Source organism: Prevotella dentasini JCM 15908, assembly GCF_000614065.1.
Classification (GTDB): Bacteria; Bacteroidota; Bacteroidia; order Bacteroidales; family Bacteroidaceae; genus Prevotella; species Prevotella dentasini.
On sequence record NZ_BAKG01000011.1, the window covers coordinates 1 to 17990 of the forward strand.

The 17990-nt window shown below is 48.6% G+C and carries 13 protein-coding genes and 4 pseudogenes; 11 read left to right on the forward strand and 6 right to left on the reverse strand.

Features of this window, described 5'->3' with window-relative positions; all coding sequences use genetic code 11:
- Positions 1–189: 189 nt before the first annotated feature.
- On the reverse strand, positions 190–882 hold the full coding sequence (cmk, locus tag JCM15908_RS06625) for a (d)CMP kinase (protein WP_025002746.1): 693 nt from the start codon (positions 880–882) through the stop codon (positions 190–192).
- Positions 883–969: 87 nt separating this feature from the next.
- Positions 970–1913: pseudogene (gene porQ, locus JCM15908_RS12845) on the reverse strand (type IX secretion system protein PorQ).
- A gap of 240 nt (positions 1914–2153) precedes the next feature.
- On the opposite strand from porQ, the gene JCM15908_RS06635 reads away from it, so the two are divergent.
- From JCM15908_RS06635 to JCM15908_RS06660, 6 genes and pseudogenes are all read left to right on the forward strand, one after another.
- A complete protein-coding gene (locus JCM15908_RS06635; protein WP_025002747.1) occupies positions 2154–2951 on the forward strand; it encodes an energy transducer TonB in 798 nt (265 codons plus the stop codon).
- Between the two features lie 58 nt (positions 2952–3009).
- Positions 3010–3981 carry a polyprenyl synthetase family protein gene (locus JCM15908_RS06640; RefSeq protein ID WP_025002748.1) on the forward strand — a complete coding sequence of 324 codons (972 nt, stop codon included), beginning with the start codon at positions 3010–3012 and terminating at the stop codon, positions 3979–3981.
- Positions 3982–4042: 61 nt separating this feature from the next.
- On the forward strand, positions 4043–4741 hold the full coding sequence (locus JCM15908_RS06645) for a hypothetical protein (RefSeq protein ID WP_025002749.1): 699 nt from the start codon (positions 4043–4045) through the stop codon (positions 4739–4741).
- 35 nt (positions 4742–4776) lie between these two features.
- A complete protein-coding gene (locus JCM15908_RS06650) occupies positions 4777–5577 on the forward strand; it encodes a TatD family hydrolase (protein WP_025002750.1) in 801 nt (266 codons plus the stop codon).
- 783 nt (positions 5578–6360) lie between these two features.
- Positions 6361–7597 (forward strand): annotated as a pseudogene (locus JCM15908_RS12850) (site-specific integrase).
- Positions 7598–7611: 14 nt separating this feature from the next.
- Complete coding sequence (locus JCM15908_RS06660; protein ID WP_019189292.1) at positions 7612–7974, forward strand: virulence RhuM family protein; 363 nt, start codon at positions 7612–7614, stop codon at positions 7972–7974.
- A 49-nt stretch (positions 7975–8023) separates the two neighbouring features.
- On the opposite strand, the gene JCM15908_RS06665 is transcribed toward JCM15908_RS06660, so the two are convergent.
- Both JCM15908_RS06665 and JCM15908_RS12855 read right to left on the reverse strand, forming a co-directional pair.
- Positions 8024–8326: a helix-turn-helix domain-containing protein gene (locus JCM15908_RS06665; RefSeq protein WP_004366620.1), complete on the reverse strand. Its 303-nt coding sequence runs from the start codon at positions 8324–8326 to the stop codon at positions 8024–8026.
- 37 nt (positions 8327–8363) lie between these two features.
- Positions 8364–8640 (reverse strand): annotated as a pseudogene (locus JCM15908_RS12855) (helix-turn-helix domain-containing protein).
- Positions 8641–8861: 221 nt separating this feature from the next.
- Here JCM15908_RS12855 and JCM15908_RS06675 point away from each other — a divergent pair.
- From JCM15908_RS06675 to JCM15908_RS15130, 5 genes are all read left to right on the forward strand, one after another.
- The gene (locus tag JCM15908_RS06675) at positions 8862–9215 is read left to right on the forward strand and encodes a helix-turn-helix domain-containing protein (protein ID WP_025002751.1); all 354 of its coding nucleotides are present in this window, start codon (positions 8862–8864) and stop codon (positions 9213–9215) included.
- Positions 9199–9519: a helix-turn-helix domain-containing protein gene (locus JCM15908_RS06680; RefSeq protein ID WP_012457232.1), complete on the forward strand. Its 321-nt coding sequence runs from the start codon at positions 9199–9201 to the stop codon at positions 9517–9519. Before JCM15908_RS06675 ends, JCM15908_RS06680 begins: the two co-directional genes overlap by 17 nt.
- Positions 9520–9671: 152 nt before the next feature.
- On the forward strand, positions 9672–9881 hold the full coding sequence (sinR, locus tag JCM15908_RS06685) for a polysaccharide synthesis transcriptional regulator SinR (RefSeq protein WP_009347177.1): 210 nt from the start codon (positions 9672–9674) through the stop codon (positions 9879–9881).
- A 62-nt stretch (positions 9882–9943) separates the two neighbouring features.
- Complete coding sequence (locus tag JCM15908_RS15125; protein WP_234396400.1) at positions 9944–10933, forward strand: ATP-binding protein; 990 nt, start codon at positions 9944–9946, stop codon at positions 10931–10933.
- Positions 10934–11049: 116 nt separating this feature from the next.
- The gene (locus JCM15908_RS15130; RefSeq protein ID WP_025002753.1) at positions 11050–11790 is read left to right on the forward strand and encodes a hypothetical protein; all 741 of its coding nucleotides are present in this window, start codon (positions 11050–11052) and stop codon (positions 11788–11790) included.
- A 56-nt stretch (positions 11791–11846) separates the two neighbouring features.
- On the opposite strand, the pseudogene JCM15908_RS12865 reads toward JCM15908_RS15130, so the two are convergent.
- Positions 11847–17337: pseudogene (locus JCM15908_RS12865) on the reverse strand (helicase-like domain-containing protein).
- Entirely contained in the window at positions 17324–17755 is a 432-nt protein-coding gene (locus JCM15908_RS06705) for a DUF1896 family protein (protein WP_025002754.1), read from the reverse strand. The pseudogene JCM15908_RS12865 and the gene JCM15908_RS06705 overlap by 14 nt, the downstream one beginning before the upstream one ends.
- Between the last annotated feature and the right edge of the window lie 235 nt (positions 17756–17990).

Here is a 17990-nt window from a genome sequence, read left to right on the forward strand (position 1 = left end):
TATAAATTTTCCGCTAACCGTATATAAATTTTCTGCTGACCGTATATAAATTCAAGGCATGCCGCAAGCGGGTTTTTCTCCCGTTGTCAGCGGCCTTTTTTCGGTTGCAGGTGTGCCTTCGGCAATAGGGTCTGTGAGGTTTGGCATCCCGTTGCCTGTCTCGGTCTGGGCGGAGGTGTCGTATCGGAATCAGGCCGTAACGGCTTTTCTGAATTGTTCCATGAGCCACTCTTTCTGCTCGGGTATGCTCATGTGGCTGTTGTCCAGCTCTATGGCGTCGGCAGCCTTGCGCAGGGGAGACACCTCGCGGTGAGAGTCTATATAGTCGCGTTCCTGCACGTTCTTGAGAATATCGTCGAAATTGGCCTCCATCCCTTTTCCTTTCAGCTCATCGAAGCGGCGTTGTGCACGTATTTCCGCCGATGCCGTAACGAATATCTTGAGCTCTGCATCCGGGAAGACCGCAGTGCCTATATCGCGTCCGTCCATGACGATTCCCTTCTGCTTTCCCATGTCTTGCTGTTGGGCCACAAGGGCTTGGCGCACGGCGGCAATGGCGGCAATGGGGCTGACGCGTGAAGAGACCTCCATGTTTCGGATAGACGTCTCTACATTCTCTCCGTTCAGGCAGGTGTCCGGCCGCCCGGTCTTTGGATTCAGCCGGAATGTAATCTGAATGTTGGGTATTTGCGCTTCGAGTTCCTGCTGCCGTACCGTTCCGTCGGCGTTGAAGAGCTTTTTGCGCAGGGCGTAAAGGGTTACTGCACGGTACATGGCACCGGTGTCTACATAGACGTAGCCAATCTCCCTTGCCAAATCCTTGGCCATGGTACTCTTTCCGCAGGATGAGTATCCGTCGATTGCAATTGTTATTTTCTTCATAGTGTATTGCGATAGTTGGGAAGTTGCAGGAAGTTGTTGTTGTCCGGGAAATCCGGGCATTGTGAACATCTTCCTTTCATGTTGTTGTCAGAACGAATAGGCGAGATTTACCAAGAGCGAGCTGCTTGAGGCATGGTATTTCCCGTAGGCTATATTGAGCTTGAAACGCTCCAGATTGACGCCGCCTCCAATGCTGAACCCTGCGCCATGCGAGCTTTCCTCGTCGCCCGTCCCCATCTTCATCTCTTCCGCGCGGCGGAAGTTGTAGCCTACTCCTGCCCAGATGCTCTCTGAAAGGAGGATGTCGGCACCCACGCAAAGATGGTTGGCAAAGCGGTAATTGTAGTGTGTCAGGTCGACCAGCGTCGCCGATATCCGCACGGGAAGGGCCGCAAAGGTCTTGCTCACGCCAATCTGCAGGTCGAAAGGCATCTTGCCGAAATCTTCCTCGTATGCCTTTACCTGACCGCCAAGGTTCTTTGCCACTACCGACAGCGACCATTCGCGCTCCGGCATATACCAGTTCAGCCCAAGGTCCACGCCCACGGCCATGCTGTTGTAATCCCCGATATAGGCCGAAACCAGCTTCGCCGTGATGCCGCCGACGAGGTTGCGCGCCAGTTCGTAGGCAAATATTCCTTCAACGGCTATTTCGCTTGCATTGAATGTCCCAGTCTGGACATTGTTTTCGTCCGTCTGCTTCATCTTGCCGTAATTCATATACCGGATGCCTGCACCCAATGTGGCTTTCTCCTTTATGGGCTTGCTGAACGATGCTCCTGCGAGGTTGGCCCCGCTCATATAGTTCATGTAGTTGAGTCCGACGGTCATGCCGCTCACCGAGGCTGCCAAGGCCGGATTGGAGAACATCAGGAGGGGTCGTCCTCTATGATGGTAATGTTCTCTCCTCCCAGTGCGGCAGCATGTGCGCTGACAGGCAGCCGCAGGAAATTGTATTCTGTTTGGCTTTCCTGCCCTTGTATCATTGTAGCTGTCAACAGGAAGAGGAGAGCGAAAGTCAACTTTTTCATTTAATCTACTTTAATTTATTGGCAAAGATACTGCTTTTTCCGAATATCTTATTACTTTTGCGTTGCAATTTGTCTATTTATCCATAGACAGCCGGAGAGGATTTTCTCCCAAAGGGAAGTCCTGACAGAAGGGGCGGCTGTGATAGGCTGACAGCTCCACGGCCTGCTGCACATCATCCGTGAGTTCCTTTTAGAATCCACAAAGTATCAACGCAGAACGTTCACATTTAGTGTTTGGCATTGGAAATAAAGAAATCAGATAAGGCAAATCTTGAAAATAAGCGATGGGTTGGCTTCGTGCTGGGACTCATTGTGGCCTTCTCGTTGTTTTTCGTTGCGATGGAATATTCCAATGAAGGAAATGCCGGGGACGACAGTCAGCGTACGGTGTCGGCAAAGAACCTGACCATTCACGACACGGAGATGCTGCCTGCCATAGACCAAAAGGATTTGGCAGAAAAGAAGGACGAGGAGAAACCTACCCTTGACGACCTCCTGAACCTGAAGCGGAGCAGCAATCCCGTTAAGGTTACGCCCCGCAATGCCGGCAATATCAATTCCAACGACAAGCAGACGGCAGCACCGAATATAAACGACGAGCTGATTGTATCCGAACAGGCTGACAAGCTCCCCGACCCTCCAAAGGTAAAGGAAGTGGCGGAGAAGGAAACCAACAAGATGACGGACGACCCCTCTCTGGAAGAGATAGAACGATACGACGACAAGGTAAGCAAGCGTATTCTTTCCGAGACTCCGACGCCGCCGGGCGGATGGGTGGAGTTTATGAAATGGCTGACGAAAAGCCTTACCTATCCCGCTGCTGCCAAAAAAATCAAAAAGCAAGGCTCGGTAAGTGTTGCTTTCATTATAGAGCCTGACGGCATGGTTAGTGATGTCAGGATAAAACAAGGCGGCTATGCTGCCTTTGAGCAGGAGGCTCTCCGGGTTCTCAAGACTATGGGAAGGTGGAAGCCCGGCATAGCAAAGGGTCGTCCGTGCCGCTCGTTGGTAGAGATTCCCATTGTCTTCAGTCTATAATGCTGCCGAAGCGCAGTTACAAGCAAATTTCCGATAATCCTAAAACAAAAGAGCAATTATGTATACATCTGACGAACTCTTGGACATTGTCAACAACTATCTTGACGAACTTCCCTATACACGCCAACCGCAAAGTCTGTACGAACCTATCAGGTATGCGCTCTCGCTGGGCGGAAAGCGCATACGTCCTATATTGATGCTTTTGAGCTACAATCTATATAAGGAGAATCCGGCGGATATTCTGCCGACGGCATGCGCCTTGGAGACCTACCACAACTACACGCTCCTGCACGACGACCTGATGGACAATGCGCCCATCCGCCGCGGAAAGCCTACGGTACACATCAAGTGGAATCCCAATCTTGCCATCCTTTCGGGCGACTCCATGCTCGTGCTGGCCTACGAGCGTCTGGCGCAGTCGCCTTATCGTCTGCACGAAATACTGCATCTCTTCACGGAAACGGCCCTCGAGATAGGAGAGGGGCAGCAATACGACATGGAGTTCGAGAGCAGGGAAGACGTAACCGAGGCGGAATACATCGAAATGATTCGTCTCAAGACCAGCGTCCTTCTGGCCTGCGCAACGAAGATGGGGGCCATTCTGGCCGATGCCCCGGAGGAGGATGCAGAGAATCTATACAAGTTCGGCGAGCAGATAGGACTGGCATTTCAGCTGCAGGACGACTATCTCGACGTCTACGGCGACCCGAAGGTCTTCGGGAAGAAGATAGGCGGAGACATTATCTCCAACAAAAAGACCTATATGCTCATCAATGCCTTCAACCGGGCAAACGAGACCCAGCTCAGGGAGCTGAAGGACTGGATTGGCAGGACGGAGTTCGATGCCGGGGAAAAGGTTGCCGCCGTTACGGCTCTCTACAATGACATGGGGATAGACCGGCTGGCGCAGGAGAAGATTGACTTCTTCTTTGAGCAGAGCCGGAAATACCTTGACGCCGTCAATCTTCCATCCGGGAGAAAGGCCGAGCTGACTGCATATTCCGCACGCATAATGAAGCGTCGGAAGTAACCGGTACACCTGTCCCCCTGCTTCCGGCCAAGCAAACGAAATAGTTATTTACCGCTCCGATATGCCCTACCGCAGACTTCCCAAGACCGACGCCGCGCGCCTTAAGGCCCTCAAGACGCTGCTGAGCAATAATGACCTTCATGCAGTCAGAGACCGCTTTCTTGACTGGAAGCTCATCAATCAGGCGCAGCCGCTGTATAACCGCCTGCTGACGGCCGTAGAGCAATACAGGATTTCGAAAAGCTCGCAGGTGCGCAATGCCCGCAAGACGGACACGCTGCAGCACCGCGCGACGATGTATATAAGCCATTTCGTGCAGGTTCTCCTGATGGCGGTAGAGCGTGGGGAAATAAAGCGGACGGTACTGGAACTTTACGGACTGCCGGAGGATGCGACGACCATCCCTAACCTGAAGACGGCAGACGGACTTCTGAAATGGGGAACGAAGATAACGGAAGGCGAGAAGGCCCGTATAGGGAAAGGAGGACGCCCCGTCTGCAATCCGTCCATAGGCATGGTGGCTGCCCATTTCGACCTCTTCAGGGAGGCATACGACAATCAGCGTCTCCTGCAACAGCGGACAGAGAAATCGGCCCGGATTATCTCAAGTCTCCGCCCGGACATAGATGCCCTGCTGCTGGAGGCATGGAACTGCATAGAGAGCCACTATGCGGAGCTTCCTCCCGAACAACGCTTTGATGCCTGCCGGAGGTTCGGGGTAGTCTACTACTACCGGCGAAACGAGGAGCATCTCTATTAGAACAATACAGAATGGACATAAAGAACAAGAAAACAATGATAATAGACACCCACGCCCATCTGGACGGCGAGGAGTTCAGGGACGACCTGCACGAGGTCATCCGGCGGTCGAAGGAGGCCGGCGTGGGAAAGGTTTTCCTGCCTGCCATTGACCTGTTTTCGACGGACAACATACTGAAGGTCTGCAAGGACTACGCCGGCTATTGCCATCCGATGACAGGCCTGCACCCGGAAGAGGTGAAGCCCGGCTACGGGGAAGTGCTGACCGAAATGCACCGGCGGCTGCTCGACAATCTGAGCGGCAGAACCCCGGAGCCGCGCTTCATAGCCGTCGGCGAGGTGGGGCTCGACTTTTATTGGTCGCGCGAGTTTCAGGAAGAGCAGCTCAAGGCCTTCGAGGAGCAGGTTCGGTGGAGCATAGAGACCCGCCTGCCGCTGATGATTCACTGCCGGAAGGCGCAGAACGAGCTGCTGCACATACTCAGCCAATACAAGGACGAGCTTCCCGGAGGAGTGTTCCACTGCTTTACGGGAAATCAGAAGGAGGCTCTGGCCTACCTTGAGTTCGGGAACTTCGTGCTTGGAATAGGCGGCGTGTCAACCTTCAAAAGCAGCCATCTGCGCGAAGACCTGCCTGCCTGCGTGCCGCTCGACCGCATCGTCTTGGAGACGGACAGCCCCTACATGGCCCCCGTTCCGCACAGGGGAGTCAGAAACGAAAGTGCATTTGTCGTGAACGTGCAGCAGACGCTTGCCGACTGCTACGGGGTGAGTGCCGAAGAGGTTGCCGTGCGGACCAATGCCAATGTCCTCAGAGTTTTCGGAATCTCCGTTTAGCCCCCGTGCGGATGCCCGGGCGACAGCCGTCTCTTAGGATGCTCCCGCAGTTCTTCAGCGTGATTCCGCCGGATTCATAGCGACGAAAGCCGTGTGCCAGTGCCCTTCCCGGGTACTGGCACACGGCTTTTTTGTCTGCCGGAATCCGCCTGATTCTGCAAGGGAAACAATCCGTTTCCCGGGAGAAGTCTGATAGGCTGGCATATAGGCTGTGTGCATTTTCGTGAAAAGGCATTATCCTTCCGGCTAATGGATACTGTCGTTTCCCTAAAAACATAATTGCTTTTTTAGAAGCAGTATGGTCGTTTTTTAGAAAAGGTATATACTTTTTCCCAAAATTATAATTATAGATTTCAAAATTGTAATTATAGAATTAAAAAACATAATTATGTTTTCTATAAAAGGTATATATGTTTTTTTAGAAAATCTATCCTCAAGGTTCAAGAAAAGGCAAAATAGCGTAAATGAATTGTGAGTCAGTCAGTTCTGATTTTTAAGCCATTTGTCCGAAAACCGTCAAAAGACAGGCTTATGCCTACTTCGGACAGAGCAGCGTTACCAAAACATTACCACCTCCTTTGCAAGTGAGGATTGGGAAAAGCGGTAACGAACAGTGTAAAATCCGACCTGAACTTCGGGGATTACCTCCTGCAAAGGTACGTCGATGAAAAGAAATAGGCAAATAAATTGCGGATTGTTTCTTTACCATTGAACGACAATGTTTTGCATAGCAACAAATAACCTGACAATGAATAGTTTTGTAAACCGTAAAAAGTCAGAGTTATGCGTAGTACGTTTAAGGTTCTGTTCTACCTCAAAAAGAACGCCCCCAAGAAGAACGGTTCCGTTCCCGTGATGTGTCGTATCACCATTGACGGTACGATAGCCCAGTTCAGTTGCAAATGCGACATCCATCCCGACTTGTGGGATATCAAAAGCAACCGAGCTTCGGGAAAAAGTACCGTGGCGTTGGAAACCAACCGTTTCTTGGACAAGATACGTGTCGGCATCAATGCCAAATACAAGGAGATAGCCGAGCGGGATAACTATGTCACTGCCGAGAAAGTGAAGAATGCTTTCTTGGGCTTGGAGATGCGGCACGAAACCCTGCTGAAAGTCTTTGCCCAGCACAATGATGACTTTTCCAAACAGGTCGATGCAGGCTTGCGATGCCCATCCACCTACCACAAGTACTGCACGGTCTATAAACATTTGGAGGAGTTTATCAAGACCCGCTACCGTGTCAGCGACATTGCTTTGAAAGAACTCACTCCGGCTTTCATTACCGACTTTGACATCTTCTTGCGCACCGAAAAGCAATGCTGTAACAACACGGTATGGATTTACATGATGCCTCTGCGCCGTATGATTACCATTGCCCAGAACCACGGATGGATAGTCCGTGACCCGTTCGTGGATTACAGCATATCCGCCGAGAGTACAGACAGGGACTATCTGACCAAGGATGAAATCCGCCGACTGTTGGATTTGAAGTTCAGGCGTAAATCAATAGAGCTGGTTCGGGATTTGTATGTCTTCTGCTGTTTTACAGGTTTGTCCTTTACCGATATGAAGAACCTGACCAAGGACAACCTTCAAACCTCCTTTGACGGTAAACTCTGGATTATGACCAAGCGGCAAAAGACGGGAGGTGGAGTCCAACATCATGCTTTTGGATATTCCGAAGCAGACTATAGAAAAGTACGATGGTATGGCGAATGACAACCTGCTCCTGCCCGTTCCGCAGTATATTACCGCCTGCAAGAACATCAAGAAAATCATCGGACTCTGCGGTATCGAAAAAGAGATTACGTGGCATACCAGCCGCCACACTATGGCGACGGAAATCTGTCTGACCAACGGCGTTCCCATCGAAACCCTTTCCAAGATGCTCGGACACACAAATATCCGCACCACGCAGATTTACGCCAAAATCACCCACGAAAAGGAAAGTCGGGACATGGCGGCACTCTCCGACAAACTGAGTAAGATAGAGCAGTTCAATGGTATCACTATATAAAAGGAGGACGAACGATGAAAAGAGAAATCATAACCATTGGAGAGAACGGAAAAATACATATCCCGACAATTACCGTTTGGATGTCGGCTTGCGAAATAGCCTCCTTGTTCGGCGTATTCTCCGGCAAGGTAAACAGCCACATCAAGTCTATCTTCAAAGAGGGCTTGCTCAGGGAAGATGAGGTAATGCAAACGCTATTGTTTAGGGATGGTTCGGTGGATTTATACAACCTTGAAATGATTACGATGCTGTCATTTCGCTTTGCTTCTCCACAGGCAAAGAGTTTCCGTCAATGGATAATCGGAAGACTGACCGAAAAGAAGAGAACAAGTCCTCCATTACTTGTGTGTTATGGCAAAGGAGGATGGTACAACTGAATATGAGAACAGGCAGTAAGAAAAATATTTCTTACTGCCTGTTTCTCCGTCAAGGCTTCTCAAACCGAGGACGGTAATTCTCCTGCAACAGCTTTTCCACATCTTCTTCCCGGTAGAGTACTTTTCCGCCTAACTTGACAAAGGAGATTCTTCCCATGTTGCGATAATCCTGTAACGTGCGCCGGTTGATATGCAACAGGCGGGACAGTTCATCGTCCGTCAGATAGCGATGCCCGTTAAGCAGAGGTCTGTTTTTTTTCCGCAGGACATCTATTCCCTTTATCATGCGGTCGCTCGCGTTGAGAAAGTGCGCAATCTCTTCGTTGTTCTTGGTCTTTACATCGTTGTCCATATTTTACATCGGATTTAGTGGTGATACTATTCATTGGTCATAAAGCGGAGGATTGTTCGAGCAGTTTCCCGACATCCTCCGGCTTGTAGAACATCTTATACCCTATTTGCGTATAGGGCAGCATCCGGTTGCTGCGGTAAGTTTGCAGGGTACGCAAACTGATGTTCAGGATTCGGCAGACATCCTGATTGTCCAGCCACCTGCATATGCTTTTCGTCACACTCCCGACACAGGGCATCGACTTTGGCGGTCAAAATGCGAAAACGTTCCATCATGGCTTCATACGTTTTCTTCTCGATTGTTATTACTTCCATATTCTTGTCCGTTTTAATGTTACACTTTGTGCAAATGTACTTACGGAGGAAGCATTCTAAACCAGCATTTCCTTTACTGCGTACTTGTGGCTTCAATATGGATGCTTTTGTCGTATGGCTTTTGGAATCAGACAGAAAAATCTCTATTCAGTACATATTTAGCATACAATCCGGACGGTTTTAACTCCCGAACTTTGCACCATAATCAAATTCAAAGAATTATGGATGTCATAACAATCGAAAGCAAAGCCTACCACGATCTGATGGGCAAAATAGAGAAGATTCTCCGGTATATAGAGAAGGAAGAAAAGGCAAAGGCGGAGTATGAGAACCGCCTCGTCACCAATGATGAGTTAGCCGAAATGCTCGGTATCAGCAAACGTACCCTCCAGCGTATGCGCAGTGCGGACAGAATCAACTACAAGATGATTTATGGGCGTTGCTACTACGACCTGCACGACATTGAGGAGGCGATACGTAACAGAAGCCTCTATTGTAACCCGAAAAATATGGAAGAGCTACGACACAATTTCAAACTCAAAAGCAGGAGGATTAAGGATGGAACTATTGGATAGAGAGACCTTTCTTGAATGGATGGAACGCATTATGACGCGTTTCGATGACTTGAAACAAACGACTGCCGACATACCCCAACGTCCGATGATAGATGGAGAACCTCTGCTGGATAACCAAGAGGTCTGCCTGATGCTCCAAATCAGCAAGCGTACCCTGCAACGTTATCGGGCATCGGGTACGCTTCCTTTCCACATCGTTTACCACAAGACGTGGTATTTGGAATCGGAAATCCTCACCTTTATGAAAGCCCATTTTACGGAGAATCTCAAACGAAAAAGGAAAAGACCTCCCAAAGACACGTAATTTCGGATTATACGCAACAGCAAAGCCCCCGTTTTGTCGTAATGACAAGTCGTTTTTGTATTAAAGAAGATTTTACTTCCAAAAATTAGGCACATCAGAAATAATTCGCTATTTTTGTAGCAGAATATACGATACTCGTGCTTTTTACGAAGATGAAATTGAATAGAATAAAAGACGTTCTTGGAGAAAAGGGAATATCTCAAAAATGGCTGGCAGAGAAGCTCAATAAAAGTTTCAGCACAGTGAATGCATATGTCTGCAATCGACAGCAGCCTTCTCTTGAGATGCTATATCGGATTTCCGCAGTGTTGCAAGTAAAGGCAAGAGACCTTTTAGTTGATAATGACTATAAACAGATATAATGCAGAAGAATTCGGAACACATATACCGTTCTCTTTTCGAGGATGATTACCTTGTCAGAACGTTGAACAGTAGTATTACCAGTCAAGCTGACATTGCATTGACAGAACTTGTTGCAAATGCTTGGGATGCAGGAGCGACAAAAGTAAGTGTCTTTATTCCTGACGAATATGGAGACCTCCTCGTAATAGAAGATAATGGCAATGGTCTAACAGCAGAAGAATTTCAAGAACGTTGGATGACATTGGGATATAACAAATTATTACGTCAAGGAAAACAGGTTTTATTTCCGGATAATAAGAAAAGAAGCCCTCGTATAGCTTATGGTCGCAATGGTATCGGAAGACATAGCCTCTTATGCTTTAATGACGAATATCATGTTATTACTTCAAAAAATGGGAAAGAACTTTCTCTTACTGTATCGACTAAAGTACAAGGACAAGCTATCTCTGTCACTAACCAAAATATTTCTCCATCTTCAAAGCATGGCACAAGGCTAGAAGTTCAAGTTGATAGAAATCTTCCCAATGTTGATAAAATCAGAGAAATAATCTCTTCTCGTTTCCTGCATGATCCCGAATTCATAATAGAGGTAAATAAAAAGCAACTCTCTTTAGACCAATTAGATGGTTTATTGGATACAACAGAATTGAAAACATCTGATGGATACAGCATTACCGCGAATTTTATAGATTCAAAGAAATCTTCTCGCAAAAGCATCTATCAAGGAATTGCTTTTTGGGAAAGTGGTCGTTTAATAGGTATTCCGTCATGGGGATTAGGAACGATTTTCTATTTAGACGGTCGAACAGCCCTTGCAAAAAGGTATACTATCGTTATACAGAGTAATGAATTAGCAGAATTAGTTAAAGAGGATTGGAGTGGCTTCAAAAATACAAAAGAAACAGAGAATTTATATCAAACTGTTTCGGAGTATGTGAATATAATGTTTGAACAAACGGCAAAAGCTAATTTAGAAGAAACAAAGGCTATTGTAAAACAGGAATTGGCAGCCAAATTGAAAGATGCCTCTCCATTAGCCAGTATGAGGTAGATGAGATTATAGAGAATATCTCGATAAATTCTCCGACAGCAACTAAAGAAACAATATCTATTGCCGTTGAAGCTGTATTAAATTTAGAATCATCGAAAAATGGACAGGAGCTTTTAATGAAGCTCTCTCAACTTACGGAAGAAGATATTACCGGTCTTAATACGATACTCAATAAGTGGTCTGTAAAGGATGCCCTCACCGTATTGAGTGAAATTGATAGACGCCTATCCATTATTGAAGCAATAAGAAAACTTTCTAAAGAAAAGGACACGGATGAATTACATGTTTTGCATCCTCTTGTAACCGAATCCCGATGGCTCTTCGGTCCCGAATATGACACCCCAGAATATACCTCTAACAGGCAACTTCAGACTGTAATGAGAAGCCTGTTCAAAATGGATGTTCAGAATGAAGTCGGGATAAAAACAAATAGAAGACCAGACCTTGTCGTTTTAGCTGATAGTACTTCTCTTTCCATGACAGGTGTAGAAGAGTTTGGTGATAATGAGCTAGCTACAATAACCAAAGTTCTGATAGTTGAACTAAAACGAGGAGGCTTTGAAATAACAAGTAAAGAAAGAAATCAAGCTACTGACTATGTAGACAGTTTGATTGCATTGGGAATTAATACTGCAAAAATAACAGCTTTTGTCGTAGGAGATAAAGTGGCAAAAGGGTTACAACGTCAGTATCGTGCAGGTTCTAAAGATGAAGGAAGCATCTTCTTGACAGACTTTGATCAACTTGTTGACACTGCTGAGAAACGAATGTTTGGACTTAGGAATAAATTAGCTGCAATGTATGATGATATTCCCGGAATGACTTTATATCAACAATCCAAATTGAAGTTGTTTTGAAATGGTATAAATTCTAAAAGGACGAATTACAACAATATGTAGTTCGTCCTTTTGTTTTATATTTTCGGTTTGACAACGAACACCTTTTCTGCCAGAGACGGCGGCAGTCCGTCCATAGAGGGCTGTGTAGCGGAGATACTCTGCCCGCTGCTTTCCAACGGTCTGTCGGTTTGAGCCGCAGAGGTGCTGACGGAGGGGGCGGCGACAGTCGGCTCAATCGGACGTGACCGTTCCAATTCTTCCGCCTTTCTTTCGCCATCCTGCATCATTTCCACTTCCTCTTGCGTACTCTCCGACTGCTCAATCGGTTTTAGAGAGAGCTGTATCTTGCGGTCAAGGGCAGCAAGTTCCGTTTTGAGGTCTTTGAGCTGCTCTTCCTTCTTCCAAGATCCGTTCACGACCTCTTGCAAAACAGGAATATCCTTGGCTATCTTTTCCGTGTCCGCCTTAAACTTCTCAATCAATCCGGGTATCTTCTCCAAGGCGTTCAGGAAATTCATACTGGCGAGTTGCGGGTCTGCCGCAATCCTGCCGTTGTTGTAGCTGTACTTCATTCCGCTTTCTCCCATCACGAAGAACTTGTTCTGTGAAAGGTCGAAAAGGTCTTTGGAGGAGGATTCCGTCTTGACCACGAGGTTAAATCCGTAGAGTGTTCCGATATTGAAATACTCTCCCCGTGTGCAGGCTTTCTCGTTGATTTCCGCGAGCTTGGCGGCAATACGTTTCGGGTCGCTTCCTTCTACCCCTTTGAGTGTTATCGAATTGAGGATATTGCCCTCCTTATCCTTCTGTACACGGCTTTGGTATAAGTCCCAGTCGCTTTGGAAACGGGCTATCAATTCCTTGTTTCCGTCCACCGTTCTCATAACTTCGTCCAATCGGCCTCGGGAGGATGACTTACTGCGAATGAACGCCTGCCGTTCACTGTCCAAACCGGCAATCTTCTTTTCCAACTTTGCCTTTTCCAGCAGGTCGGTATTTCCGGAGAGGATGGCGACATACTCGGAAAAATTCATTCCCGACTTCTCATCCATACTTCCCTCATCAATGGTACGGCTGCCCATACGGTTGTTTTTCAGTTGTTCGATGAAGAGTTGCTTATTATGCAACAGGTTGAATTTATAACTGTCAAGAGACTTCTCCACAGCATAGATAATGACATCCACTTTATTGTCCGCATGGAATTTGGCAACTTCATTGCCCTTGCGTACGGCTCGTCCGTCCCTCTGCTCCAAGTCGGAAGGACGCCACGGCGTGTCCAAATGATGGATGGCGACGGCACGTTTTTGGGCGTTCACACCCGTGCCGAGCATACTCGTAGAACCGAAAAGCACTCGAATTGAACCTTCATTCATTCCCGCGATGAGTGTCTTTCGAGCCTTGTCGGTCTTAGCTTCCTGAATAAAGCGTATCTCCTGAGCAGGAATGCCGTGATCTTCCACCAACTTTCGTTTGATTTCGCTGTAAGGATTCCATTCACCGGGCTTATAAGTGCCGAGGTCGCTGAACACAAACTGCGTTCCTTTCTGCTCATTGAACTTCCGGTAGTACTCCGCTATCTTGGCGGCACAGTGGGAAGCCTTGTTGTCCACATGATCTCCGTACCTGTTCGGGTCGATGAGCCTCAAATCCAAGCTCATCTTCCTCGCCATATCGGTGGCTATAAGCATCTTGGCTTTCTCTTCCCTTTTTGAGAGTTTGGGACGTCCCAGCAATTCTGCATTACCTGTCTTGGCAAACTCCACCAATTTGGCGATGAATTCCTCCTGTTCGGGTGTAGGCGGTATGTTGTGCATAATCTCATTCTTCTCCGGTCGGTCGATGCCGATGTCCTTTGCCGTTCGATAGTCCGTTATCTGGGCATAGAACGCCGCCAACTCCGGAACTTTGATGAAATAGCGGAAACGCTCCTTCTGCACGATTTCATTGGTAACAGAGAACTCATAGTCCACCGACTTCTTGGCGAAGATGGCAGCCCACGCGTCAAAGGTCTTGATGTTCTGTGCTTCGAGGGCTTGGGGACGCAAATACTTAAACAGCAGGTACAACTCCGTGAGTGAATTCGATATGGTCGTACCCGAAAGGAAGGTTGCCCCTAAGTCTTTTCCCGTCCTTTCCTGAATGGTTCGGATGGCAAAGAGCATATTTAAGGCTCTTTGGCTGCCCTCGCTGTTGCCAAGCCCTGCTACCCTGTCATGGCGCGTGTTGAACATCAAATTCTTGAATGTATGCGACTCGTCCACGAAAAGATGGTCGATGCCCATTGTCTTGAAATCTACCGCGTCGTCCTTTCGGCTCTCTATCTTGAACTTGATTTCATCCAGCTTCGCCTGCAAGTTCATCTGTCGCTTGACAAGTCCTTTCTCCATTGCACGGGAAATATTATGCCCTTGTCGGCGCAGAACTTCCAAGTTCTCTTCCACGCTGTCCAGCTCGTCCTGAAGGATTTTCTGCTGTATCTCGTCCGACTGCGGTATCATGCCGAACTGGTCGTGCGTGAGGACAATACAGTCCCAGTTGTTGTTCTTGATGTCGTGGAAAATCCGCTGCCGCTTGTCGGGGGTGAAATCGTTCTTGCCCGGATAGAGCAGCTTGGCATTCGGGTAAGCCGTTTGGAAAGTCTGTGCTATCTCCTGCACGTTGGCTTTGAGAGCGAGTATCATCGGCTTGTTTGCCAAGCCGAGCCGCTTCATCTCATAAGCAGCGGTGCACATGATAAGCGTCTTTCCGGCTCCCACCTGATGATCGCAAATTCCGCCTCCGTTGAGCTTCAACATCCACACGGCGTCTTTCTGGCTGTCGTACAGGCTTTCTATGCCCAAGCCTTTCAGATTGAGGTCGGGGAATGTCTGGTGAGAACCATCATACTGAGGACGCACAAAACAATTGAAAGTGTCATTGTAGAGTTTCTCCAACCGCTGCTTGAACTCATCGCTCTGCTCGTTCAGCCAATCGGTGAAGCCGTTTCGGATTTCGTCGATTTTGGCATTCGCCATCTGTATGGCTTCGGTGTCCCGTACCTTGACTTCCTTGTCCCCGACCATGATTTTCTTGGTGATGTCGGGCGTCGTATTCAGCAGGGCGTGTTTCATCAGGGCAATACCGTCGTAGCGACGATGCTGTCCCCGTACACAGAACCTGTCCCAGATATTGGCATTGTGCAGCCGTGCCTCTACGGAATACTCGTCCGCACTTGAATTGTAGCGTATCGTCACCTCCGTGTCGAAGAGGTGTGAGGCATAGTCGGAGTAAAGGTTTACGGGAATCCACCGTTCCCCGAAATTGAAATCCAAATCCACGAAAGGAATCGGTTCGGGGATGGCATCTTTCAGTGCCTGCAAGGAGCTTGCGCCCTTGTGTCTTCCGGATGCTCCAAGAGATAGAGTTCGATACGTTCTGATGCGGCAACCACATTGCCCGATACGAACTTCTCGGCAATTTCATACTCTCCCTCCAAGGGATTGTAGTAAATCCTGCCGTGCAATTCGGAGAGCATCTCTTCCTCGGAGGTGTCGGGGAGCAAAGAGAGCATATACTCGGTGTCCACCGCTCCGAACTTATTGAGTGACGCCGAGAGAGCCTCTTGGGCATTGCTCACCTCTGTCACTTCGTGCAGGCTGAAAGAAACGGGCTGACGGAAAATATCGGCTTTGAGCGTTTCTTTATCCACCTTCCGTTCCAAGAAAAGGATCTCCCTGCCACCGGCATCCATCAGGATCTGCTCGTGGTTCTTGCGGTCGTTCAAATGTCCGTACTGCCGCACGAAACGGTCGTACAGTTCATTGAGGTTCTGTCGCAAGGAGTCATTCGCCACCTTGCATTCCACTTCATAGTCATAGAGAGCGTGGTAGGCGTCACGCAGGTCTATGTAGAGCAATATCTTCTGCCGCTCTTGGGACGGGAGGTCTATGGGCTGGAACATTCGGTTGTCCTCCATATCACGGACAAGCATTCCGACTTGAAAGTCCGAAGCCAGCAAAGAACCCTCTCTGAGGTGTTCATGCCATAAACCCTCGTAGGGACGTTGCTGCATCCCTTTCTCCTTGTCCTGCTGCCACCACAGCTCTCCCGTGTCTTTCAGCCCCAGTGCCGTATCATTGCTTTGTGAAGTCTCGGAAAAGATGGAGGGTGATACGACAGATTTCGGTTTTGCGGCAGCTTTACGTTTGGGCTTTTCCTCCAGGATAACATTGCCGAAAAGGTCGAGCAGTTGTACTTGCGGTGTGACACTGCTTCGGTTTTGCTCCGTCGGCTGTTCCTCTTTCGGTTGCACCACCTCTCGGTGTGATTGCTCCTCTGTCGAAGCGGCAGGCGTAAGCGTTGGCTCTCCCTGCTTGACCTCGGGAGAAACAGAAACGGTAACTTTGGGCTGCTCCTGAATGGAGGTATGCTTTTGGTAGAATGCCTCGTCCAAGCGTTTGGCTAAATCTGCCCGCAGGATTTTGCCCATATCGTTGGCGATGCCTTCCGCTCCGCCCTCGTGATGGAACAGGATGGCGGGCTTGCCGTAAGGGTCGGTATCCTGCTTCCATTCGGTATGCACGATTTGCGACATACTTCGCAGATAGGTATTGAACAGTACTCCGCTGGGGCGTTTCTCGCTCTTGATGAAACGCTGCTCTTCTTCGGTCAGTTCCTTTTTCCCACTCTGCTTTTGCAGGACGATAAGGTCACTGCCCACTTCCGTCCCTGCATTTTCCGAGAAGAGATTGTTGGGCAGACGGACTGCCGAAACAAGGCGGGTATGGTTCATCAGCCACTCCCGTACCGGTTCGTTCGTCGGGGCGTTCATAACGCCTTGCGAGGTGATGAATGCCAACACACCGCCTTCACGGAGCATATCCACCCCCTTGACGAAGAAGTAATTGTGCAGGGACATGCGGGCGATCTTTCGGGCAGGTTCTGCCGTCTTGCTGAAAACAGGGTCGAAGACGGCCACATCTCCGAAAGGAATGTTGCTGCTGACCACATCGAAGAAACCGTTGAGCTTGGATTCGATTTCCTCGAAGCCTCGGATGCGTATCTTGTCTTCGGGATGCAGAGCGGAGAGCATCTGTCCCGTGAGAATATCTTTCTCAAAACCGAAGGTCGTATGCCCTTCGGCTGCAATGCCGTCAAAAGAGCGGATGAACTCGCCCATTCCCGCCGAAGGTCGAGGATGCGTTGGGGGACGATGCCTGCCTCCTGTAAGGAAGCGGCAATCTCCCGTACTACGGGTGCAGGAGTATAGAAAGCGGTCATCACGGAGTTCTTCAAGCTCTGCATGTAACTCTTGTATTGCGACTCGGAAGCAGTGTTGTCCCGAATGATGCTGTGCAGTTCCATCACCAAGGGGAAAAGCTCCAACTCCGACTTGTTCCATCGGGCGATGTCCTCCATCGTGTTTGCAGGAGAAAGAATACACTTCAATGCGCCGAAGCCCGTATAAGCCCGCAACACCTCCATTTCCTCCTCCGTTGCCGTGCGTTGTTCCCGATGCAGGGCAAAGATGGTCTTTATGGCTTCTATGTTCGCCCTTAGATGCTCCTTCTTGTTATAGTATGCCATCTTCTTCCAGTTTTAGTTGGACAAAACCCGTAATCTCCGTATAGAGGGAGTTGTATTCGGGCATATAGGCGAACTCGTCCGAAATAGGATACTTGGCGAAGATGCTTTCTAAGAGCGGGCGCAGGCGGATGGCGGTCTCCCTGACAGCTTCAAGCGGCACTTCAGCAGAGAACTCGTTCCAAAGAACGGAAGAGATGGTATCGTGGCGGGAAAAGTGCAGACCCGCATAGAGCGTATTGTTAGCGATGCCAATACATTCGGCTATGGGAAGTCCGGCATTGAAGGCTTCGGCATAGGCTTCGGAAGCGGCTGCCGCACGTTCCTTGATAAAAGGAATGTCATCGGCTTTCTCGGGATGGCTTTCCCGAAGAAAAGAGAGCAGGGATAGCTCGTAATATGAAAATCGAATGGCTGTCATATCTGTGATTTTAGTGAATGTTTTGAGTTGCCCTGAAAAGCACCTAAGTAATCGGATAAAAGCTTAGGAGTAATCGAGAGAAAGCTTATAAGCTTTTTGCCTTTTAGTCGTCCGGTTTGGTAAGAGAGTCTCTCCGATGTCTTTTAGGGCATGACGTTTTATAATGCAAAGGCACTCGACGTCCCCGCCGAGTGCCACCACTAAAATCCGCAGTAAAAACAAGATGATTGTTTAT

Coding starts and splice junctions, on each gene's coding strand:
- cmk (WP_025002746.1), bottom strand. CDS start 882: ATGAAGAAAATAACAATTGCAATCGACGGATACTCATCCTGCGGAAAG.
- JCM15908_RS06640 (WP_025002748.1), top strand. CDS start 3,010: ATGTATACATCTGACGAACTCTTGGACATTGTCAACAACTATCTTGAC.
- JCM15908_RS06645 (WP_025002749.1), top strand. CDS start 4,043: ATGCCCTACCGCAGACTTCCCAAGACCGACGCCGCGCGCCTTAAGGCC.
- JCM15908_RS06650 (WP_025002750.1), top strand. CDS start 4,777: ATGATAATAGACACCCACGCCCATCTGGACGGCGAGGAGTTCAGGGAC.
- JCM15908_RS06660 (WP_019189292.1), top strand. CDS start 7,612: ATGAAAAGAGAAATCATAACCATTGGAGAGAACGGAAAAATACATATC.
- JCM15908_RS06665 (WP_004366620.1), bottom strand. CDS start 8,326: ATGGACAACGATGTAAAGACCAAGAACAACGAAGAGATTGCGCACTTT.
- JCM15908_RS06675 (WP_025002751.1), top strand. CDS start 8,862: ATGGATGTCATAACAATCGAAAGCAAAGCCTACCACGATCTGATGGGC.
- JCM15908_RS06680 (WP_012457232.1), top strand. CDS start 9,199: ATGGAACTATTGGATAGAGAGACCTTTCTTGAATGGATGGAACGCATT.
- sinR (WP_009347177.1), top strand. CDS start 9,672: ATGAAATTGAATAGAATAAAAGACGTTCTTGGAGAAAAGGGAATATCT.
- JCM15908_RS15130 (WP_025002753.1), top strand. CDS start 11,050: ATGAAGCTCTCTCAACTTACGGAAGAAGATATTACCGGTCTTAATACG.
- JCM15908_RS06705 (WP_025002754.1), bottom strand. CDS start 17,755: ATGACAGCCATTCGATTTTCATATTACGAGCTATCCCTGCTCTCTTTT.